Here is a 24,024-nt window from a genome sequence, read left to right as displayed (position 1 = left end):
TGATAAAGAATAATGGCATGAACAAAAGCCGATATCCTTAACGTGTAGGGAATCGGTTTTTTCTATATGAAAAATTGCTTAGCGTACGAAATTCGCATTTTGTGGTACTATTGCAATTGGTATGGTATTTTTTGATAATTTATTATTTTATAAAATTTATCCAGAAAGATAGTCTCATCATTTCTATCCATTTGGAAATATGAGCCTATCAAATGGTGATTCTATAAAATTCAAATCGTACCTAATAGCTTGATGATAAATAAAAGGGGAGGAATTCGTATGTATGTGAGGGTGCGAGAACTTCTTACAGCAGAAGAACGAAAGCGTTATATGCAAATCCCCTCTGATATTAGCGAATGGACATTAAGCACATACTTTACCTTCAGCCAGCATGATAAAAAAATCATTAATCGCCATCGGAGGGATTATAATCGACTGGGTTTTGCTATGCAATTAAGTGTTTTACGATATTTAGGTTGGACTTTATCGGATATTGAACACATTCCTAACGAAGTTTTAGAATTTGTAGCGAGACAAATTGGTGCAAGTATAGAAGACTGGAGGCTATATGCCCAGCGGGAAGCTACAAGGTATGAACATGTGGAAGAAATTCGAAAGGAATATGGTTTGCGTAATTTTACAACTACAGATTATCGAAGATTATCTAAATTTCTTCAATCTCATGCATTAAATAATGGAACTACTACATATCTCATTGAGACAGCATTGCAAGAATTACGTACTTGGCAAGTTATACTTCCTTCAATGGCAGTGATAGAACGAGCAATATGGGAAACGCGCAAAAGAGCTGAAGAAATTATATTTAAAACGCTTACATCTTCTTTATCTCTTTTACAAAAAGAAAAAATAAGCAGTTTACTTCACTTTATACCTAATTCTTCAAAAACATATTTAGCTTGGTTAAAAGAAATACCTGGTCAATTTTCACCAGAATCTTTTTTAAAGGTAATTGAGCGTTTAGAGTATATAAAAGGCTTACAGTTAAATATTGATACAAAAGGTATACATCCTAATCGTTTACGACAATTATCTCGAATTGGGGCACGCTATGAGGCTTATTCATTTCGAAGGTTTAAAGATATAAAAAAGTATGCCATATTGGTAGCTTATTTACTTGATTTAACACAAGATTTAATTGATCAGGCCTTTGAAATTCATGATAAACAAATGATGAACCTACAACTAAAAGGTAGAAAACAACAAGAAGAATTGCACAAAAGAAATGGTAAATCACTAAACGAAAAAATCCTTCATTATGCAGATTTAGGAATGGCTTTAATCAAAGCGAAAGAAGAGAATGTAGACCCTTTTATCATATTAGAAACCATTATGCCTTGGGATAAATTTGTAGCCTCTGTAGAGGAAGCGAAACAACTGTCGCGGCCAATGAGCTACGATTATCTGGATTTGTTAGAGAGTCGATATAATTATCTACGTAAATATACTCCCACATTACTTAAATCACTAAAATTTCAATCTACTAATTATGCCAGATACGTATTAGAAGCTTTAGAGACGATACATGAATTAAATGAATCGGGAAAACGAAAAGTACCTAATGGCGCGCCGTTGAGCTTTGTTACAAATAGATGGAGAAAATATATACATGATGAAGATGGAAATATTAATCGGCATTTTTATGAATTAGCTGCATTTACAGAACTACGGAATTATGTACGTTCGGGTGATATTTCTATTGTAGGAAGTCGACAACATAAAGATTTTGATGAATATTTAATATCTATCAACGAGTGGAATCACAGTAAAGAAAATGGCATTCGCCTAGCAGTTTCTACACATGCTGATGAGTATGTGGCGGAGCGAACAAAGACTTTATTAGAACGAATTGCAACATTTTCTAAAAATGCTCATTCCTTAGAAGGAGTAGATATTAGCGGTGGAACCCTGCATCTTCAGCGTTTAGACAAGGATACCCCACAAACAGCAAAGCAATTAAGTAGCAAACTTTATCATATGCTTCCTAGAATTAAACTCACAGACTTACTGATAGAGGTAGCTCACTGGACTGGATTTGAAAAACAATTTATTCATGCATCTACAAACAAACCACCTAAAGGGGAAGAAATTATCATTTCTCTTGCCTCACTTATGGCTATGGGAACGAATGTGGGACTTACAAAAATGGCAGAAGCTACACCAGGTATTTCCTATCATCAGTTAGCTAATGTAAGTCAATGGAGGATGTATGATGATGCATTAAATCGAACACAAGCGGTATTGGTTAATTTTCAGCAAAAACTTCCCTTAGCTTCTTATTGGGGTGATGGTATCACTTCGTCATCGGATGGAATGGGTTCTGGTGCAAAAACTTTAATATACGTGTAAGTAATCTCTAAAACTTGGATATACTGATTCTATTACTCTAGAAAAGGTGTGATTGGTATCGAAAAGGAACATGTATTCAAGTGGAAGCATTATCAGCCTGATGTTATCTTATTAACGGTGAGATGGTACCTGCGGTACAACCTCAGTTTTCGTGATTTAGTCGAAATGATGGAGGAACGGGGCTTATCCATTGCTCATACAACGGTTATGCGTTGGGTTCACCAATATGGTCCTGAGCTAGATAAGAGAGTTCGTCGTCATCTTAAGAAAACGAATGATTCTTGGCGAGTAGACGAGACATATATTAAGGTCAAAGGAAAGTGGATGTACTTATACCGAGCTGTTGATTCCGAAGGAAACACCATTGACTTTATCTTCAGTAAAACAAGAGATCACAAGGCTGCAAAGCGCTTTTTTAAGAAAGCTTTGCAGTCTTTTCATGTTTCTAAACCTCGTGTTGTGACCGTTGATAAAAATCCAGCGTATCCTATCGCTATAGAACAATTGAAGAAAGAACAACGGATGCTCGCTGACATCCGAATAAGATGAATAAAATATCTGAATAACATAATCGAGCAAGATCATCGTTTTATCAAGAAGCGAGTACGTACCATGTTAGGATTGAAATCTTTTCAATCAGCTAAACGAGTGTTGGTTGGACTGGAAGCGATGAGAATGATTAAAAAAGGACAGACTTTGCAAGGGGAGAAGTCTGTCAAAAAACAAATCAAGTGAATCAATCAACTCTTCGGTCTCACCGCATAGTAGTAGATTTCATTAGGAATCTACACTGCTATTTCTAATCTACATATTATTTGCACCAGAACCCCTTTTTAGAGTAATAGTATCAGTATGTCCAAGTTTTATAGATTTTTTGCACCAGAACCATATTTTGTATTATCCCTCCTTTTTTGGGGAATAAAAATACCCATTTAAATCAAAATTTTATTGCTATCTCTGTTATCCTTGAGAAAAATGAAATATTTTAAATAAAAATAAAAGTGACCTTTTTTTGCTTGTATACAGTCTAATCTATGTAGGGAATACAAAAAAGGAAGTGAAAGCATGATAATTGAGCAAGATGTTCTAGCGGCAAAGAGTGGCGATAAAGAAGCCTTTATCCGGCTTATTAAAAGTATAGAACATAGTTTATTTCAAACGGCAAAAACAATTTTGAAGCACGATGAAGATACTGCTGACGCCTTACAAGAAACGATTTTGAAAGCATATCAATCGATATACAAATTAAAACATGTGGAGTATTTTAAAACATGGATATTTAGAATTTTAATTAATGAATGCAATACGATGATTGCGAAACGTTCTAAAACAGTACCTATGGAGTATATAGAAAAACCTGTTTCTATTTCTCATCACGATCAACAGATTGAGATACAAGATGCCATTGAGAAATTACCTATGAAACAACGAATGGTTATTGTTTTGCATTATTTTCAAGATATGACGTTAAAACAAGTTGCAGATACATTAGATCTTTCTGAAAGTGCAGTTAAAAAACGATTACAACAAGCAAAAGTAGAACTTCTACATCAATTTAATGTAAATGAAAAGGAGAAGATGCAGTATGAATCCATTTGAAATCGATAAAACGATTCAAAAAGAAAAAGAGAACATGTATGAAATGTCTTCACATGTACGTCAAAAGTTAGACCAAACCTATCAAATGATTCAAGATATGCCTTTGCAGAAAGCGAAAAATAGATTTGTATTTTTCCAAAACAAAGGAATTGCGGTAGCTACAGTAAGTATATTACTAGGAATCGGGACATTTTGTTCGGGATTTGCTTCTCCAACTATGGCAGAAGGAATCAAAAAAGTTCCGATTGTAGGTGAAATATTTCAAGCCTTGGAACATGATCTTGGATTGCAACAAGCAAGTAAAAAGGGCTGGATAAACGCTGTTCAAAGTGAAAGTTCTTTTCAGAATCTCAAATTACATGTGAGTGAATCTATATTTGACGGAACACGCGCAGCGATGGTTGTTAATGTTGAAGGGTTGAATATACAAGATGGGCAAGTTGTGATAGGAAATCAAAAGAAGAAGCTCACAAACACAATTGAAAGTATGCAAGTAGAAGTGAATGAAAAACCGTTCATGCAAGGTGCTTCTTATGAGATGGCAGGAAAACAACATCCAAATGCATTTATTGTACAGTTAGCAGGTGCTGACGAGAGACAAACAATGAATCCAGAAGAATATACGAAATTACCAAATGAATTTCAAGCGAAGCTAAAGATACAATTTGAAGGTATGGATCATGTATTTGAACTGAATGTACCGGTACAAAAAACCGTTGCAGATGTTATACGAATGAAAACACAGGTACAAAAAGAAAAAGATGATATGACATTCTCTGTATCCAAGCTTATCGCAACACCTATTACAACCCATGTAGTCGCTTCTTTTACAGCAAAAGATTTTCATTTTGATACGAAAAAACCAATACGAGTAGCGGCATACGATGAAAATGGTACACAATTAGCACAGTTAAATTCTACTGGAGAATTAAACAAAGATTCTTACACATTAGACATCAACTACATTTCAAATGGTTCTATTCCGAAAAAAATTGTTTTAAAACCGTATATAGATAAAGACGACTCTCGTAAAGCAAATGAAAATGAGTGGATAGAAGGGTTACCAATAGAGATATATGTAGAGAACAAACAGTGAGATAGGAGATGAAATCAAAATTAACCACGTTTCATTTACTCATCGTTTCGTTTATCACTGTATTTATCCTATATGTGAGAAATACCTTTATGCTTTTTAGCGTGTAGGGTAAGGGTATTTCCACCCTTATTCATATAGATAGAAAGGAGAAAAATATGTCAATTACGTTTGAAGTTCCATCCTGGCATGTTCTCATACCGGTATTTCTGATTGGTTCTATATTCTTATGTACTTCAAAGAGAAAATTTACATATCCGCAATATGTTTTACTTGTGACTTTTTTCATATATGTCATGGGTGTGATTCATTTCACACTCTTTCCTTTAGAAATTAATATTGGTAAATACGCGAATCAAGCACCTTGGTATAGCTCCGTTAACCCAATACCCATTTTCACGTTAGATATCAAAACGTTTGTATTAAATGTAATTATGTTTCTTCCATTAGGAGCATACTTGCCATTTCTCAAAAACAAATATCATTCTGTGAAAGACATAGCAAGAATTGGATTTTTCATGAGTGGCATCATTGAAATCATACAATTATGTTTAAGAATTTTTATAGGAAACGGAAGAAGTATGGATGTCAATGATTTAATTGCGAATACATTAGGATGTATTGTTGGATACCTAGTCATTCAGAAGGTATTTCAAATAAATTGTATTAGAACATGGTTGCAACATTTTGTTGTATATGGGGTCCCGCCACACATCCATCAACTTAAGAACAGAGACAAAATGGACTTTAGTTCACATTGTCTTATCATTTAATCTTTAAAAATCTCAGTTATTTCTATAACAACCTTTTGTTTGAAGATAAAATATAAACACAACAAAACCCACAGAAAATAATCTGTGGGTTTTGTTGTGTAAAAAGAAACTTTGGGGAAGCTTGGTTTGATCAATTTTATTTTTCTAATTTTATTGCATTAGAAAAATAAAATACACTGTTTATTGAGTGTTTTGCAAATATATTGAGGATAAACTTATCTTATTATCAATATATTTCAAATTACTTTCACAAGCATTACAAAAGACTTTCATAATCATTACGAAAGACTTTCATTGTTTTCTAGGAGTCCAATCCGTATATCTGAAAAACAAGTGAATTTTCGTTTCTAATTTATGTTAACGATAATGTGGCTATTTTTTCTGTGTTTAAACCGATAAATTTTAAAAAGGTTTCTGTGGGTATGCTATGAAAATATTAATTTAATTTTGCTTTAATGTGAGTTTCGCAACTTTAATCCAACCTTTTGATCTTTAGTGATAGTCTTGAAAGAAATTTATTACAGTTTTGAAAGAGAGTTGAAAGGTGTTTAAGATAAGATGGATTTACTAATATTCGTTTTATGTTACAACAAGGGGGAACTACAATATGAAATTACGGAATCAATTGTTATTGATGAATACATTAAGCACCAGTATTATGCTAATTGCTATTTGGTATAGCGAAATGAAAATGTTACTTAGACCGGAACAAACGCAACTATTCATAGGAATTGTAGTCATAGCAATGGCCTTTTCAACCATTATTTACTGGTTAATGACACGTCCTATTATGAAGTCGATCCAAAATTTAATTTCATTAACCAAACAATTTAGTGATAGACATTTTGAAACGATGTACATAATAGGGAAAGAACCGGATGAGTTTAAAGAATTAGCCACAGCTTTTCAAGAAATGGCAAAAAAATTAGAAGAAAGCTTTACTAAGTTAGAAAAAGGAGAAAAAGAACGTACTGAGCTGATAGCGAATATTTCACATGACTTACGAACTCCTCTTGCTAGCATACAATTGATGATAGAAGCGTTACAGGATGGCTTAATTGCAGATGCTGATATGAAAAAGCAGTACCTAACGACAATTCTAAACGAAATACAACGATTAAATGGATTAATTAATGATTTATTTGAACTTTCTAAGTTAGAACTTGGACAAGAAGCATTTCATCCAAGTTTAATACATGTAGATAGTATTCTATTAAAAGTAATAGATTCACATGCTATCCTATTGAAAGATAAAGAGATTGATTTACAATTACGTGTTTCAGATACATTACCAAAACTTTGGATTATGCCATGTAAAATAGCTCGAGTTATCAATAATTTGTTACATAATGCGATTCGACATTCTCCTACATGTGGCACAATTCAGTTAATCGTAGAGGAAAATAAACAGAAACAGCAAATTATATTCACTTTGCGTGATGAGGGGAATGGGATTTCCTACGATGAACAACTACGTATATTTGAACGATTTTTCAGAACAGATCCATCAAGAAGTTCACAATCTGGAGGATCTGGGCTTGGACTCGCCATTGCAAAATCACTAGTAGAAATGCATAAAGGAGAAATTGGTGTTCGGAACCGTCCAGATGGTAAACAGGGATGTGAATTTTGGTTTACTCTTCCTGTTACATTAGAAAATAAATAAGGTTATGAAAGACTTTTGTAACATTTACGAAAGGGATTTGCTATAACTTTATATTAATATACGAATATATCATTTTAATTCGTATGAAAGAAGTATAAGCAATGTACGTTATATCGTAAAAATAAGGAAAGAAAGGAAGAAATCACATGACTTATAAGAAAAAAGTGATTCCCGCAGCATTAGCATTTGCTGTTCTAGCAAGTCCAGTTTTTTCTTTAAAAGCAGAAGCAAGTGCAATATCTGCAATTTCTAACGCAGTTACTTCTGTTGAAAAAGAAAATCCATCATTAAACCTTAAAGAAGGACAAGTATCAGAAGAAAATTCTAATGTAAACCAAGAGTTTGATGCAAATTATATCAATAATAATATTATTAAAGCGAATTTTCCATCTGTTACACCACCACACATCAAGGAAGCAAAACCGCTTGAATATCTATATTTAGATTATTCTTATGTAAATGGCAATAAAATTATTGGGGATTGGAGAAATAAAGAGCTAAAACATATGGATCCACCACCTAGATTTTATTACGATTTACAATTCATGGGATATAGCCCATCTCAAATTGAAGAATACTTTGGAAGTACTTATGGAGAATCTTTTGTAAAAGGACTTGTTCTGGAAACATTAGAAAGCTTTTTCCAAACTCGATATGCGCAAGATCCAAATGATCCTGATGTACAAAAAATATTACACTCTAAATACTACGAAAAAAGTGATGCTGAAAATGACTTTTTTAATCCAGAATTTTTTGAAGGAGAAGGCGGCTTAAAAAGGGCTATTCTAGAAGAATTTGGAAAGAAAAGTTTAGATGAGCTTGGAATCCAAGTCATTTGGGGTGACAATAATTGGGGCGCTGAAAAGGCTGTAACAATTGGTTATTCAGCAAAGACACCATTTAACCCACTAAAAGATGCTGTATTAACAGAAAAGAAATACTTGAAGAAAGTTCCTGGTGGATCAGCATCCATTCCAGCTAAAAATACAGGATATGAAGTAACATTTGACATCAAAACAGGTCTGACAAATGAACAATCACAATCATTTGCTCACACTGTGGGTGTAAATGCAGGTGTTGGTATTGAAGATATTTTTGAAATTGGAGCAAGTTATGAGTTCCAAAGTACATTTGGTACAAGTATCTCATTAAGTGAAGAACAAACAGTATCTCGTAAGTTTAGTCTTACTAACGAATCAGATCGATCCATTACAGCTGCATTATATCAAGTTACTGCTGAATATTCATTAAAACCAGGTTCAGTAGCTACTGGAATTGTAAACAAAACAGTAAAATCACCTTTCGCACAGTTCTGGCAAGGTGGCCATTATTGGGACACATCTACAAAAGTAAAAGTATCATCTACTTCAACAGGTGCAATTAAAACAGATGATTTAAAATTAGTTCGCTCAGATGTGTTAGAAAAATAAAATTAATCAAATCGAGCTTCCCCCAAGCCTTTTTGAAATAAACAAAACCCACAGAGAACATTGTTCTTTGTGGGTTTTCTATGGAATTAGAATAAAATTTGATTACTAAGAAAGTTCCTTCATAATACTAAAGTGAATTTGCTCATACAAATGATCTGCATATCAAAGATGAATTTATGTGCAGATCATTTGTGTGAGTCTAAATAGTAATTTAGCGTACTCTAGGTTTCAAATTTTAAAGTATTTTAAATCAAATAGTATGGAGCGTGTATTATAATGAAAAAGATTTTATTATCGTTTATAACATTAAGTATATTAATAGGATGTGAAAAAGCTGATTCGTGTGATGAAGCAAGAGCTATCTACTCTGGAAATTGTAATTCTGCTAATACACTGACAAACGACAAAGCTGAATTACAATTAGATTTCAAATAGTTGCCTTAATACTTAATTTTAAACTAATTTTTCAGCAGATTATTATACATTTTATAATTCATAAATATTTAAAAATGAAGTTACCGCTCAGAGAAAAATCTTATTGATTAGGACTCGTCACAGCACTATCATGCAAGTATTTTGAAGTATCCTCAAAACAAAGTATTATTATTTTAAATTTCCTCAATTTCATGTGTACAAATTCTATGTTACATTTTTATTATTCATAGATAAGAGGAGGTGATAGCATGAGAGCTGCGAGAATGGTGAAAGGAACAACAGTTGCAAAACCTGAGTTAACACAAGAAGAAAAAAGCAAGCAGAAAAAGAATAAAATAGTTTCAATCTGTAAGGTCTAACTTGTATACATATTTGTAAACATGTTAGACCTTTTATTATGAAAAGGAGCGTATATATGTATATTTGGGAACGAGAGACATCTATTCAAGATGCTTACCATAAAAGATTTTCACAGTACGCTTATAAACATAATGCAACAGCTAACTGAGAGATTTTATAAAAATAACCAAAAAATATTAGAGGTTCTTCCTGAAATGCAATTGTTATTAAAAAGGATTCCTACTCCAACAGAAAGTAATTTTATTTTAGTCGACATGGATCCCACACAATTTTTAAGCAATGGAACTGAAATTACCGGATTAGTAGATACAGAAGCTTATGCTGTAGCACCTAGAGAGTTAGATTTTATTGCCTTAGAATATGTATTGGATAAGAAGAGTGCTGAAGACTTTATTAGAGGATATATATCTGTACAGGATATTCCTGATTTAACTTATGTTAGAAAACCATATAGATATTTATATCGTTTACTATCAGTTCAAGGTTCCGTTGGTATTGAAGAATGGCTAAACCATCCAACATATTTTTAAAAACAACTTCCGAGAATGAGACGTTATGTTAATTATTAATGTATCGAATATACAATCTATAACCACGATAATTAAAAGGTTATCTATTCTATGTACATGAAAAAGGAATTGCATTTATAATTAATTTTGAATACACAAAAAAATCTGTTTTTAGGAGTCTATTATGGGATATATTATGGATTTAAGAAAAATAGTAGGTAGTCGCCCGTTAATTATGACAGGAGCATGCGTCGTTTTATTAGATAAAAATCATAAATTATTATTACAGTTAAGGCAGGATAATAATTGTTGGGGATTACCAGGAGGTTCGTTAGAATGTGGAGAGACCTTAGAAGAAGTAGCAAAGAGAGAATTGTATGAGGAAACAAGCTTAATAGCCAATAATTTAAGATTGTTTAATACCTTCTCTGGCAAAGAATTTTACTACAAATATCCTCACGGTGATGAAGTATATAACGTAGTTGCTGCTTACATATGCAATGATTATGAAGGTGAATTAAAAATAGACAAAAAAGAAGTTAAAAATCTACACTTTTTCGACATTCGTGAACTTCCAAGTAATATCAGTCCTCCTGACTTTCCAATAATAAAAGAATTTATAAAAACGCTTAGTACTAATGAATATTAAATAATGTTTAAATGAATTACATTGCCTTACTTCCAAGAACGAATTTTACGTTAACTAGCCCCTCTTGTGGGGGGCTAGTTATTTTTTTACAGTAGCAAAGATGAGATTTCACTTTTAGAAACTGTCTTAGCGTATAAAATCTGTGTTTTGTCGGCAGGACTACAAATAGTTCTGTTGACGGTACCCCTATGAGCACTCGGAAGGTTGCTTTTTCTACTACAATAAAAAGACCCCGTTACAAAATGGAGCAAGAAGATGAATAGTGAAGCTGTACATTGAATTTAACGCTGATCCTCCAGCAATGCCAAAACGCAAAATCCACTTTTCCTCTTAATAAAATGACATTTTTATTTCTCAATATCTCAACACCAAGCATATGATAATATCAATTTATCGACAGATTGATACCCTCCAAAAACGCAAAAACGAACTCTCTTTTATGATGATTTGTTTTTGCATATTTGAGTACACAAACCTAAATATAAAAAACACACTAAATGTATTAGCGTATGTTTTCCGCGTAATGTTGGCGATACCCCATCGACATCAACTTAAGAAATACATTCTTCCCAAAACGAAAAAAATGAGCCGAACTCTTATAAATAGCTGTAAAAAGGTGGAATTTTCGTTATGGGGGTATTATGAGATTTTAACTTGATGGGCATGTGGCGATACCCCATTTAATAAAACGAGATAGGAGAGTTCGCTAACTTACTTAAAAAAGTAACTATTTTTATTGACAGGAAAATAATGGTTGTGTATTATACTTACATAAGGTAAGTGATTTACTTTTCGGGAGAAAGTCTTTAATTAAAGATATTTACTGAGGGAGGGAATAAAAATGACAAAAGTACTATTTATTACAGCAAATCCAAATTCAGCAGAAGCATCTTTCGGTATGGCAGTAGGGGAAGCATTTATCGAAGCGTATAAAAATGAACATCCACAAGATGAAGTTGTAACAATTGATCTATTTAACACAACTGTACCAGAAATTGATACAGAAGTATTTGCAGCTTGGGGGAAATTCGCAGCAGGTGAAGGCTTTGAAACGTTAAGCGAAAGCCAACAGCAAAAAATTGCAGCAATGAATACAAACTTAGAAACATTTATGAATGCAGGTCGTTATGTATTTGTAACACCAATGTGGAACTTTAGCTATCCGCCAGTAGTAAAAGCATACTTAGATAACCTATCCATCGCAGGTAAAACATTTAAATATACTGAAAATGGTCCAGTTGGATTATTAGAAGATAAAAAAGCACTTCACATTCAAGCTACAGGTGGCATTTACTCTGAAGGAGCATATGCAGTAATGGACTTTGGTCGTCAACACTTAAATGCTGTATTAGGATTTATGGGTGTATCTGATACAGAATATCTTGCAGTTGAAGGAATGAATGCAAACCCTGAAAAAGCACAAGAAATTAAAGAGGCAGCAATTGCAAATGCACGTGAAGTAGCAAAACGTTTCTAATATAGAAAACTCAAAAATGTCCAACTGGTTCTGTTTTATTAGCTTTAGGTACAGGTATCATCATTGGCTTTATTTATAAATAGGTTACGAGATTCATCCGGATTATTGACGAAAAATACATGTAATCAGAATATTTTTTGGAGGTAGAAGAATGGCAAAAATTACTGTAGGAACCGAAAATCAAACACCCATTGAACTATATTATGAGGATCATGGTACAGGGAAGCCAGTAGTATTAATTCACGGTTGGCCATTAAGTAGCCGATCTTGGGAATACCAAGTTCCTGCTCTCGTTGAGGCTGGATACAGAGTCATAACTTATGACCGTCGAGGGTTCGGGAACTCTTCTCAGCCATGGAATGGTTATGATTATGATACATTTACTACTGATTTACATCTGTTACTAGAGCATTTGGATCTCCAAAATGTGACACTGGTCGGATTTTCAATGGGGGGTGGAGAAGTAGCTCGCTATATCGGAAACTATGGCACAAATAGAGTAGAGAAGGCTGTATTTGCAGGAGCTGTACCACCATTTCTTTACAAGTCAGCAGATCATCCTGAGGGAGTATTAGATGATGCAGCAATTCAAGGATTTGAAAATGGAGTAAAAAATGATCGCCTAGCATTTCTTGATGAGTTTACGAGAGGATTTTTTGCTGCTGGAGATAGAACTGACTTAGTCAGTGAACCATTCCGGCTTTACAATAGAGATATTGCAGCGGGTGCATCGCCTAAAGGAACACTAGATTGTATCACTGCTTTCAGCAAAACGGACTTCAGAGGAGATTTAGCCATGTTTAATATACCTACCCTTATTATTCATGGTGATTCAGATGCAACAGTTCCATTTGAATATAGTGGGAAGCTAACACATGAAGCAATTCCTAATTCTAAGGTAGCTTTAATAAAGGGTGGTCCACATGGGCTCAATGCAACACATGCCAAAGAATTTAATGAAGCACTGCTATCATTTTTAGAAGACTGATTACAAATGAATAAATGTTAACTGATAGATTAGGGGGCATTTTAGGTTCTGTTGCAAAGTTTGAAAAAAGCATAAACAGATTGGTAAATGAGGAACAATGGCTAGGCGTAAAACTACTTCTACCAATTTGGTATATAATGGTATAATCGGTTTACCTTATAAAAGGAGGGAATATATGACTAAAACCATAGGCCTTATTTGTGGTAGTTTACGAAAAAACTCTTATAATCGAATCATTGCTCAATCATTAACAGGGATGGATGATTCCCATCAATTTCATTGGATCGAGATAAATGATCTACCTTTGTTCAATGAAGACTTAGAAATAAGTGTTCCAGAAACAGTGACATCCTTTAAATCTGCTATCCAGGACGTTGACGGTACCATTATTGTAAGTCCAGAGTACAATTCTGGAATTCCTGGCGTATTAAAGAATGCATTGGACTGGGCATCAAGACCTCGGGAATCTGCTGTTCTTAGCAGAAAACCGGTTGGTTTAATTGGTGCAACTCCTGGGGGATTAGGCACTGTTTATGCTCAAATGCAAATCAGAGAAATACTAGAAACCATGCAAGCTCATGTTCTTCCATTTCAAAAAGTGCTGATTTCCCAAGTACATGAAAAGATTGATTCCGATCAGAAAGTGCTTACTGACGAACAAACAAAACGTTATCTTCAGCGTTATTTACAACAATTTGTAAATTGGATAGATAAAACCACTATTTTAGATTAATAAAAGGAGATTGAGTATTTAAAAAAATAGTCTAATATTATCTTTCAGATTTTTAAGAAAATTATCGATGTGTCATAAGTTTATGGATTAATTAATATTAACGATCAATTTATTTATAAACTAATCGTAACAAACGAAGAAATTTATGATAATATTCCACTTTTAAAACTTTCTTCGATTACTTAATTTTTTAGGAGGAATACATAATGTCTGATCTCTATTCTCGTATTAACAAAGATGACGCTGTTGTTCTGTTAGTGGATCATCAAACTGGTCTTATGTCCGGACTAGTACGTGACTATGGTGTTGATGAATTCAAGAACAATGTTTTAGCTCTCGCTCAAACTGCTAAGTTTTTTGATTTACCAGTTATTTTAACAACAAGCTTTGAACATGGACCTAACGGACCTTTAATGCAAGAATTGGTTGATCTCTTTCCTCACGCACCAAAAATAGCTCGACCTGGACAAATTAACGCATGGGATAATGATGATTTTGTAAAAGCAATCGAAGAAACTGGAAAAAAACAACTTATCATCGCGGGCGTAGTTACAGATGTTTGCGTTGCTTTCCCGGCACTTTCTGCTATAAAAGCTGGGTATGAAGTATTTGCTGTTACTGATGCTTCAGGAACTTTTAGTAAACAAGTTGCAGATGCTGCCAATACTCGTATGGCACATAGTGGCGTGCAGCTTATGAACTGGTTTAGTGTAGCTTGCGAATTACAACGCGATTGGCGCAACGATGTCGAAGGTTTTGGCAATTTGCTTGCTAGTAATCTTCCAGGCTATCAAAATATAATTGGAAGCTACATGGGAGCTCAGCGAGATCTTAGTAAACAAAATGCATAAATGTATTCCAAAGAAATAGCTTTAAATCACTTTTTAAAAAGTGGGTAGTATAAATTTAGCGCTGATTAAATCAGCGCTCTCTTTTAAATTAAAAAGTATAGCAAAGCTTTTATTTTTACGATTACAGTCTTAATTAACAGAAAATAAATTAGTTTCAAAAAATTAATTTGAAACAATTAAAAAAAGGAGCGTTTTATTATGAGTAATTTAGAATTGTTAAATCCGGAGAACAGTGCATTAATTTTGATTGATTTTCAGCCTCAAATGACTTTTGGAGTTGCAAGTATTGACAGACAAACATTGATTAATAACGTTATGCTGCTTGCTAAATCAGCAAAAACTTTTAACGTACCTACTATTCTTACTACAGTTGAAACACGCAGCTTTTCTGGTTATTTTTGGCCACAAATTCTTGACATATTCCCAAACCATGAAATTATAGAACGTAGTTCAATGAACTCTTGGGAAGATCCAAAATTTGTTGAGGCAGTTAAAGCAACAGGTAGAAAGAAATTAATATTTGCAGCACTTTGGACTGAAGTTTGCCTTGCATTCCCTGTGCTTGAAGCAATTAAAGCTGGCTATGAGGTTTATGCAGTTGATGATGCTTCAGGTGGTACTAGTTTGACAGCACATAACGCTGCTATGCGTCGTGTAGAACAAGCTGGTGCAATTCCAGTGACAGCAATCCAAGTTTTACTTGAATACCAACGTGACTGGGTACGCAAAGACACTTATGATGCTGTTATGGAAATTGTGAAAGAACACACTGGCGCTTATGGTCAAGGCGTAGAATACGCATATACTATGGTGCATGGCGCGCTTCCAAGCAGGAAATTATGAACCAAGAAAGAGTGACTGTCGGAGAAACCCATACAGGGAACACAATGGATGTTAGCGGTCCAGTAACAACGATTGTTACATGGGAAATTCAAGAAGGTAAAGAAAAACAGTTTGAAACATGGAGACATGAAATCGAAGCTGCCGCTACTAAATTCCCAGGGCATTTAGGCGTAAATTTAATAGTCCCCAATAACGGATCCAGAGAGTATACTGTTATTTTTCGCTTTGATACGTATGAGCATCTACGTTCTTGGCAAGAATCAGATATTCGTCGAGATTTGTTAAAAAAAGCAGAACAATTTCAAGCAACTAATCCAACTTACAAAACTGAAAACAGTTTGGCTTATTGGTTTGTTACTCCGAAAACGCCAGTTCCACCGCCAAAATGGAAAATGTCTATTGTTACTGTTCTTGGTGTATGGCCTATTAGTATGTTGGTGCCTAAAGTAATAGGACCTATTATAAAAAATATGAATCCTATTATATCAGCTTTTTTTGTTTCTATATGTATAGTTTCCTTGCTATCATGGGTAGTCATGCCGATTCTCGGTAAAATATTTCATCCATGGTTACAGAATAATAGGAAGTAGATGAGGTGTAAACATGAATTTGCCGGATATGATCTTATATAACGGAAAAATCACTACCCTTGACCCATCTCAACCTGAGGTATCAGCTATCGCCATAACTGATGGCTTAGTCACGGCAGTAGGTGGAGATGAGCTTCTTGATAGTGTCACAGAAAAAACCAAAAAAATAGATCTTAAAAGAAAGAGAGCTATTCCGGGTTTGAATGACTCTCATATACACGTTATTCGTGGTGGTCTACATTATAATATGGAATTGCGTTGGGAAGGTGTACCATCACTTGCTATTGCTCTGGAAATGCTTAGAGAGCAGGCAAGACGTACACCTGCTCCTCAGTGGGTAAGAGTAGTTGGAGGTTGGTCTGAATTTCAATTTAAAGAGCGAAGGATGCCAACTTTAGAAGAGATTAATGCTGTTTCTGAAGACACACCTGTCTTTGTGCTACATCTTTACGATAGAGCACTTGTAAATCGTGCAGGGCTGCGTGCACTGGGATACACAAAAGATACCCCAGACCCTCCGGGCTGTTTAATTGACCGGGATAAACGAGGTAATCCAACGGGTCTTTTGATTGCTAATCCTAATGCTTCTATTCTTTATTCAAGTTTGGGTAGAGCTCCAGTACTTAATTTTGACGACCAGATTAACTCAACTCGCCATTTTATGCGCGAATTAAATAGATTAGGTATCACAAGTGCCATTGACGCAGGTGGTGGATTCCAAAATTATCCTGATGATTACAAAGTTGTTGAACATTTAGCCGAGAAAGAACAATTAACTTTGCGTATTGCGTATAATCTATTTACGCAAAATCCAAATCATGAATATGAAGACTTTGCTTCATGGGCAAAAATTGTTTCTCCGGGTCAAGGAAATGATAAGTATAAAATGAATGGTGCCGGGGAAATGTTAGTATTCTCGGCAGCCGATTTTGAAAAATTTCAAATGCCGCGGCCCGAACTAGCTACGGTGATGGAAGCTGACTTAAAGAAAGTAATTTCTCTATTGGTGGAAAACCGTTGGCCATTCCGTTTACATGCAACTTATGACGAGTCAATAACACGTTTCTTAAATGTTTTTGAGGAAGTCAACAGAGAAATTCCTTTCAATGGTCTACGCTGGTGGTTTGACCATGCAGAAACAATCTCAGATCGTAGTATGGAACGTGTTAAGGCTTTAAATGGCGGTATTGCCATCCAAGATCGCATGGCTTTCCAAGGTGAATACTTTGTTGATTTATACGGAAAAGAAGCTGCAAAACGTACTCCCCCGATTTATCGTATGCTAGACCTGGGTATACCTGTTGGCGCCGGTAGTGATGCAACCAGGGTTTCCAGCTATAACCCTTGGGTTGCTCTTTATTGGATGGTTGCCGGAAAAACCATTGGTGGTCTTTCGATATACGATGAAAAGAATAAACTTGACAGAAAAGTAGCCCTGGAACTATATTCCAAAGGAAGTGCATGGTTCTCTGGTGATGAAGGTAAAAAGGGAACCCTTGCAGTAGGTCAGTTTGCTGATATTGCTGTATTGTCTGCTGACTACTTTACTGTACCAGAAGAAGAAATCAAAGACCTTGAATCATTACTCACCATTATGGGTGGTCAGGTTGTTTATGGGAATGATGAATTTAAAAATTTATCACCTGAATTGCCGCCAGCATCACCTGATTGGGCACCGACGGGAGTTTATGGTTATGGTGGTGCTAACCTAGCCCACAATATACTTTCTCACGATGCCCATGATCACAAGTTACATAGTTGCAGTAACCCTCTCCATCAACACACTCATACCGTAATAGGAAAAGATGGAACTAAATGGGGTATTGGTTGTACTTGCTTTGCTTTCTAAGTCAGAACCATCGGTCTAATGCCGGTGGTTTTCTTTCTACAATAAGGGTTTGGGGCCCAGGACGGACCCAAATAGTAATGGTATTAAGATCATAATGATAATATGGGGGTACAGCCGGATGTCCATCAACTTAAGAAATGAATTGTTCCCCAAAACGAAAAAAATGAGCTGAACTCTCATAAATAGCTGTAAAAAGGTCAAATTTTCGTTATGGGGGTATTATGAGATTTTAACTTGATGGGCATGGAGTAGCACCAACATTTCGCGGATTTCGTACGTTAAGGGATTTCTAAGTTGAAAAATTTGGTTTTACCATACGTTAAAAAGGTTCCATAAACGATATTTAATGTTTGTTACGGCACTTTGTTTTTGGCAGTGAGTTTTGGAACAGTTTTTTGACCATATTTCTGTTAGCTTTATTAGAACTCAATAAAGGTCCTTAAACGACCGTTTTCGGTTCTTGTAAAAAAATAATAAAGTTGTTTCATTTTCGGATAGCGAATAATTAATATTAGTAAATCTCCGTTTCTTTAAACAATTTATTTTACATATTCCAAGGGTTAATATAGAGTTAGTATAGTCATATGGACACAACTTAGTTAAGTCCTTACAATGGATTTCAAGGAGAAGTGTCCGTATGACAAACAAGAAATTTAATGAAGAGTTTAAAAAAATGGTTGTTGAATTATATCGTTCAGGACAACCTCTCAAACAATTAAGCGGCGAGTATGGCGTATCAGAGGTAACCATTTATAAATGGATTAAAATATATTCTCCTATCACATCAGTTGATGAAGATGAAATAACACTAGAAGATCTAAAACGAATGAAAAAAGAAATGCTTCGTTTAAAAGAAGAAAATGAAATATTAAAAAAAGCTATGGCCATATTCGCGAGAAAATAGAAGATACAGAATTACATCAATTTATTGATTATCAAAAAGAAACGCACTCTGTTCATATGATGTGCCAAACTCTTGGGATAGAGAGAAATTCTTACTACCAATCTCAGCATAAAACAGAGTCAAAGCGTAGCCGTGAAAATAAAGAATTAACCAAAAAAATCAAACAAATTCATCAAGATAGCAAGGAACGTTACGGTGCACCAAAGATTCATCAAACACTGTTAAAGCAAGGCGTACAAGTAAGCATAAAGCGTGTACAACGGCTCATGAAAAAAGAAAATGTTCGTTCTATTATCTTAAAAAAATACAAACCACATTCATCAAAATCAACTGTAGAAGAACGGACAAATCTATTAGAACAGGACTTCTCTACAACAACAATAAATGAAAAGTGGGTAGCGGATATTACCTATATTCACACGCAAAAAGATGATTGGTGTTACCTTGCATCTGTGATGGATTTGTATTCTAAAAAAATTGTTGGATATTCATTTTCACGAAATATGACAACAACTCTTGTGGTAAAAGCGTTAGAAAACGCTTACTATACACAGAAACCACCAGAAGATCTCATTCTACATACTGACTTAGGAACTCAATATACAAGTCAGGAATTTCAAACCTTACACCTTACTCGCGAGTTTTAAAATCAAACTTTCTTTCAGTAAGAAAGGCTGTTCGTATGATAACGCTTGTATTGAGTCCTTTCATGCCTTTTAAAGAAGAAGTATATCGTACAAAATATTTCACATTTGAACAAGCAAACTTAGCATTATTTCAATACATCGAGAGATGGTATAACCGCAAGAGAATTCATAGTAGCATTGGTTATAAAACTCCCCAAGCAATAGAAGATCTGGCTAAAAAAATAGCTTAGATTTAACTTTTTTGTGGCCAAAATATTGACTCGAATCCAGAATTTGTATGGCTCAAAGAAGTGGACAGGACGGCTCTTCAATCTTCTCTTCACAACCTCGCTGACTCGTATTCACGATTCTTCAACAAACAAAACAAAGCACCTCGGTTTAAGTCGAAAAACAATAAAGTTCAATCTTATACAACGAAGCGCACAAATGGGAACCTCGCGATTGTGGGGAATAAAATAAAGTTACCGAAACTTGGCCTTGTCACGTTTGCCAAAAGTCGTGAGGTAGAAGGACGTATTTTGAGCGCTACTGTCAGAAGGAATCCAAGTGAAACATATTTTGTCTCGTCGTATAAAAGGAGGAGCGAACTGGCATAAACAGCGAATCAAAGTGGCTCGTATACATGAATGAAGCACAAATGCAAGAACCGATTACTTGCAAAAACTCTCTACGATGATCATCAAAAACCACGATGTGATTGGGATAGAAGATTTGCAAGTATCCAATATGTTACAGAATCACAAGCTCGCGAAAGCGATTCAAGAAGTATCTTGGTCACAATTCAGAGCGATGCTTGTGTATAAAGCAGAGTGGTATGGAAAACAAGTTGTCGTGGTATCCAAAACATTCGCCAGCTCTCAACTTTGTTCGCATTGTGGTAACAAAAACAAAGACGTGAAAGATCTAGAGTTGCGTGAATGGAAGTGTCTTTCTTGTGGTATGCATCATGATAGAGATGCCAACGCAGGACAAAATTTGAGAAAAGAGGCCTTAAGGATTCTAACCATAGAGACTACGGGGATTGCCTACTTATAAAGCCGAAGGATACTTTGGTGTTCGTAGGAATCCCCCACTTCAAACAGTTTGTTAGACTGTTAAGTGGGGGTAGTTCAAGAGTCCAAATTGATTTTGCATAAGCAATGTTCATACCACAGTGTTCCATATTGTTTTGACTTACACTCCTAAAATGTGCTTGACCAACAAGTAATTTACAAGGTGATTTTAAAGCGCTATGAATTCGTTTTTGGATTAATAAGATATGACAGCCATTGTGCTGGAAATTACGATGTAAGAATACGACTCTAATGCTATTTTTCCTTTCAAAATTTAGGAGAAGTAGGAAGTTTTTTGTGGAAGGAAAATGGAAGATTACTGTCGAAGGGAGTAGAAACAGAACAAAGGTGGTGCTCTCATGCGAAAGATGAAGGTAGATACATGTTCTTATTGTGGTTCTACCAATATTGGAGAAGGTGAGTTTGTGGGATATGCACAAATAAGAAAGAAAGAGACAATGTTTACTTCTTCTCCAGTTGATGCTTATATTTGTACGGATTGTGGAAGTGTACTTTTAATGAAAGTACGAAATTATCAAAAATTTAAGCAGAAACCACTATGATAGAAGAAAAGTATCTATATCCAAGTCTTTATAAGAATCGATTGATATTACGTTCGATACATATTATCAAAAGATAAAGAGAGGAGGTTTCTCATGTAGCCACTCTCTTTTCAATTATGAGAGAAGCTGAATTATTTCTTTGGAAATAATTCAGAAAATACAGAAAAAATAAAACTTTAGAACATGAAAGTTTGGTATAATACTTAAAAATGAAAACGCTTTAACGGGAGGTTGGGACAAATATGATGATGAATGTACCATTAACAATTAGTTCTATGATAGAAAGGGCAGAAAAGCTGTTTCCAAAAAAAGAAATTGTCTCGCGTACACATGATACGATCACAACTTTAACATACAAGCAATTAGGAGAACGAACGAGAAGACTTTCTAGTGCGTTAAAAAAATTAGGGATAAAAGAAGGGGAACGAGTTGGAACTTTAGCTTGGAATCATCATCGACATGTAGAAGCGTATTTCGCAATTCCGGGCATTGGATCTGTCTTGCATACTATTAATATTCGCTTATCTCCTGGGCATATTTCCTATATTATTAGACATGCAGAAGATCGTATTTTACTCATTGATGAAGATCTTGTACCACTTGTTGAAAAAATTCAAGGTGAATTATCAACTGTACAAGCATACATCATTATGAGTGATAAAAAAGAACTTCCAGAAACTTCATTAGAACCTCTTTATCACTATGAACAACTACTCGCAGAAGGAGATCCTGATTTTTCATTATTAAAAGATATTGATGAAAACACACCAGCAGGTATGTGTTATACGTCTGCGACAACAGGTAACCCAAAAGGTGTTGTATATACGCATCGTAGTACAGTACTGCATTGTATGGCGCTAGGACTCGCGGATACAGCAGCATTATCTGAAAGTGATGCAGCAATGGCAATTGTTCCAATGTTTCACGTCAATGCTTGGGGGCTGCCTTTTGCGGCAACGTGGTTTGGCGCGAAACAAGTGTTACCTGGTCCAATGTTTACACCGAAAATTTTGCTTGAAATGATACAGAATGAAAAAGTAACTTTGGCTGCTGGTGTACCAACAATTTGGCTTGGTGTTTTGCAGGAATTAGAAAATAATCGTTACGATTTATCAAGTATGAAACGGATTTTATGTGGGGGTGCTGCAGCTCCTAAAAGTGTGATTGCAGCATTTGAGCAAAAGTATAATGTACCATTTGTCCATGCATATGGAATGACTGAAACAAGTCCACTTGTGACACTTGCAAGGTTAAAAAGTTATGAGACAAATTTATCTTACGAAGACCAACTTGAAATTCGATCAAAACAAGGATATCTTGTGCCAGGTGTTGAGATGAAAGTAGTTGGAGTAAACGGAGAAGTGAAGTGGGATGGAACTGAGATGGGGGAATTGTGCTTACGGGCACCGTGGATTGCTGCAAGTTATTATAACGATGAACGCACTGTAGAAGGATTCCGTGATGGTTGGTTATATACAGGGGATGTTGTTACAGTTGATGAGGAAGGCTGTGTTAAAATTGTTGACCGTACAAAAGATGTGATTAAAAGTGGGGGTGAGTGGATTTCATCTGTAGATTTAGAAAATGCTTTAATGGCACATGAGGCGGTATTTGAAGCTGCTGTTGTCGCGGTTCCTCATCCTCAGTGGCAGGAACGTCCTATTGCATGTGTTGTACAAAACCAAAATAGGTCTGTAACGAAAGAAGAATTATATGAATTTTTACAACCACAGTTTGCAAAGTGGTGGTTGCCAGATGATATTGTGTTTATGGAGGAAATTCCTAAAACATCGGTTGGGAAATTTTTAAAACAAACATTACGAAAAGAACTAGAGAATTTGCATAAAAGTAGCGAAAAATAATGTATAAGAAAAGGCGACTCCCATCAGCAGGAGTCGCCTCTTCTTATACATGAATCCTGTTTATAGTGGTTTTAATTGTTAACTAAAATTATAAAATTGTTGACAATAATGTAAGAGAAAAGGTAAGATAACTCCAATGATATGTTATCCTATCATAATTTATAGTTTACAAACAGGGGAAATAAATACATGAATACAAAGAATTTAGTTTTTGTCGCTTTATTTAGTGCAATTATGGGTGTGTTAGGACTGATACCACCAATTGCGCTTTCTGTTACACCTGTTCCTATTACATTGCAATCTCTTGGTGTTATGCTTGCAGGAGGATTGCTTGGATCTCGCCTTGGGGCATTAAGTCAAATGGTTTTCTTGTTTGTTGTTGGAGTAGGAGCGCCATTATTAGCTGGTGGTCGCGGTGGTCCAGGTGTATTTGTTAGTCCGAGTGCAGGTTATTTAATTGGATACGTTGTTGGAGCATTCGTGATAGGGTACCTTGTAGAACGCTTACGTCATGTATCTGTTATAAAAGTATTTTTCATTAATATAATTGGTGGAATTCTAGTTGTTTATATATTTGGCGTGGCTGTTCAATCATTTATCATGGATATTTCTGTATGGAAAGCGATTAAAGTAAGTGTCGTATTTTTGCCAGGTGATTTCATTAAAGCTGTGATTGCAGCATTTCTTGTACCTAGATTACATCGTTCACTGAAACATATTATTACGCCTGCTGTAAAGAATGCTAAAATCTCAAATGCTCGCTAAAGAACGTAAGAGACTTTAT

The 24,024-nt window shown here is 35.0% G+C and carries 17 protein-coding genes and 4 pseudogenes; all 21 read left to right on the top strand.

The window, feature by feature from the left end; translation table 11 throughout:
• Window positions 1–279 precede the first annotated feature (279 nt).
• Window positions 280–2,334 (top strand): annotated as a pseudogene (locus M014_RS26775) (Tn3 family transposase); the annotation flags it as partial.
• 90 nt (window positions 2,335–2,424) lie between these two features.
• Window positions 2,425–3,102: pseudogene (locus tag M014_RS0110385) on the top strand (IS6 family transposase).
• Window positions 3,103–3,432: 330 nt separating this feature from the next.
• Complete coding sequence (locus M014_RS0110375; protein ID WP_026591666.1) at window positions 3,433–3,966, top strand: RNA polymerase sigma factor; 534 nt, start codon at window positions 3,433–3,435, stop codon at window positions 3,964–3,966.
• Entirely contained in the window at window positions 3,953–5,062 is a 1,110-nt protein-coding gene (locus M014_RS0110370; protein WP_026591665.1) for a DUF4179 domain-containing protein, read from the top strand. The genes M014_RS0110375 and M014_RS0110370 overlap by 14 nt, the downstream gene beginning before the upstream one ends.
• Window positions 5,063–5,217: 155 nt before the next feature.
• Window positions 5,218–5,832: a VanZ family protein gene (locus tag M014_RS26770; RefSeq protein ID WP_081811006.1), complete on the top strand. Its 615-nt coding sequence runs from the start codon at window positions 5,218–5,220 to the stop codon at window positions 5,830–5,832.
• Window positions 5,833–6,439: 607 nt separating this feature from the next.
• Window positions 6,440–7,498, top strand: coding sequence for a sensor histidine kinase (locus M014_RS0110360; RefSeq protein ID WP_026591664.1), 1,059 nt, complete (start codon window positions 6,440–6,442; stop codon window positions 7,496–7,498).
• A gap of 146 nt (window positions 7,499–7,644) precedes the next feature.
• Entirely contained in the window at window positions 7,645–8,928 is a 1,284-nt protein-coding gene (locus tag M014_RS29625; protein WP_026591663.1) for a hypothetical protein, read from the top strand.
• An 884-nt stretch (window positions 8,929–9,812) separates the two neighbouring features.
• Window positions 9,813–10,253 carry a hypothetical protein gene (locus M014_RS26760; RefSeq protein WP_231503925.1) on the top strand — a complete coding sequence of 147 codons (441 nt, stop codon included), beginning with the start codon at window positions 9,813–9,815 and terminating at the stop codon, window positions 10,251–10,253.
• Between the two features lie 163 nt (window positions 10,254–10,416).
• Complete coding sequence (locus M014_RS0110335; RefSeq protein ID WP_026591662.1) at window positions 10,417–10,881, top strand: NUDIX hydrolase; 465 nt, start codon at window positions 10,417–10,419, stop codon at window positions 10,879–10,881.
• A gap of 841 nt (window positions 10,882–11,722) precedes the next feature.
• Window positions 11,723–12,358, top strand: coding sequence for an FMN-dependent NADH-azoreductase (locus tag M014_RS0110330; protein WP_026591661.1), 636 nt, complete (start codon window positions 11,723–11,725; stop codon window positions 12,356–12,358).
• 151 nt (window positions 12,359–12,509) lie between these two features.
• Window positions 12,510–13,346 carry an alpha/beta fold hydrolase gene (locus M014_RS0110325; protein WP_026591660.1) on the top strand — a complete coding sequence of 279 codons (837 nt, stop codon included), beginning with the start codon at window positions 12,510–12,512 and terminating at the stop codon, window positions 13,344–13,346.
• A gap of 175 nt (window positions 13,347–13,521) precedes the next feature.
• Window positions 13,522–14,079: an NADPH-dependent FMN reductase gene (locus M014_RS0110320; protein WP_026591659.1), complete on the top strand. Its 558-nt coding sequence runs from the start codon at window positions 13,522–13,524 to the stop codon at window positions 14,077–14,079.
• Between the two features lie 206 nt (window positions 14,080–14,285).
• Window positions 14,286–14,930: an isochorismate family cysteine hydrolase YcaC gene (ycaC, locus tag M014_RS0110315; RefSeq protein ID WP_035414825.1), complete on the top strand. Its 645-nt coding sequence runs from the start codon at window positions 14,286–14,288 to the stop codon at window positions 14,928–14,930.
• A gap of 198 nt (window positions 14,931–15,128) precedes the next feature.
• On the top strand, window positions 15,129–15,773 hold the full coding sequence (locus M014_RS0110310) for a hydrolase (protein WP_026591657.1): 645 nt from the start codon (window positions 15,129–15,131) through the stop codon (window positions 15,771–15,773).
• Window positions 15,770–16,363, top strand: a complete 594-nt coding sequence (locus M014_RS0110305) for an antibiotic biosynthesis monooxygenase (RefSeq protein ID WP_026591656.1) — start codon at window positions 15,770–15,772, stop codon at window positions 16,361–16,363. Before M014_RS0110310 ends, M014_RS0110305 begins: the two co-directional genes overlap by 4 nt.
• 13 nt (window positions 16,364–16,376) lie before the next feature.
• Window positions 16,377–18,212 carry an amidohydrolase gene (locus M014_RS0110300; RefSeq protein WP_026591655.1) on the top strand — a complete coding sequence of 612 codons (1,836 nt, stop codon included), beginning with the start codon at window positions 16,377–16,379 and terminating at the stop codon, window positions 18,210–18,212.
• 637 nt (window positions 18,213–18,849) lie between these two features.
• A pseudogene (locus M014_RS28210) lies at window positions 18,850–19,993 on the top strand (IS3 family transposase).
• A 39-nt stretch (window positions 19,994–20,032) separates the two neighbouring features.
• Window positions 20,033–20,798: pseudogene (locus M014_RS26750) on the top strand (RNA-guided endonuclease TnpB family protein); the annotation flags it as partial.
• A gap of 376 nt (window positions 20,799–21,174) precedes the next feature.
• On the top strand, window positions 21,175–21,378 hold the full coding sequence (locus M014_RS0110280) for a hypothetical protein (protein ID WP_026591652.1): 204 nt from the start codon (window positions 21,175–21,177) through the stop codon (window positions 21,376–21,378).
• A 242-nt stretch (window positions 21,379–21,620) separates the two neighbouring features.
• A complete protein-coding gene (locus tag M014_RS0110275; protein WP_026591651.1) occupies window positions 21,621–23,240 on the top strand; it encodes a long-chain fatty acid--CoA ligase in 1,620 nt (539 codons plus the stop codon).
• Window positions 23,241–23,429: 189 nt separating this feature from the next.
• Window positions 23,430–24,005 carry a biotin transporter BioY gene (locus M014_RS0110270; protein WP_026591650.1) on the top strand — a complete coding sequence of 192 codons (576 nt, stop codon included), beginning with the start codon at window positions 23,430–23,432 and terminating at the stop codon, window positions 24,003–24,005.
• Window positions 24,006–24,024 lie beyond the last annotated feature (19 nt).

This window comes from Bacillus sp. UNC437CL72CviS29 (assembly GCF_000482345.1).
In the GTDB taxonomy this organism is placed as follows: Bacteria; Bacillota; Bacilli; order Bacillales; family Bacillaceae_G; genus Bacillus_A; species Bacillus_A arachidis.
This window is presented reverse-complemented; position numbering and strand designations above follow the sequence as displayed.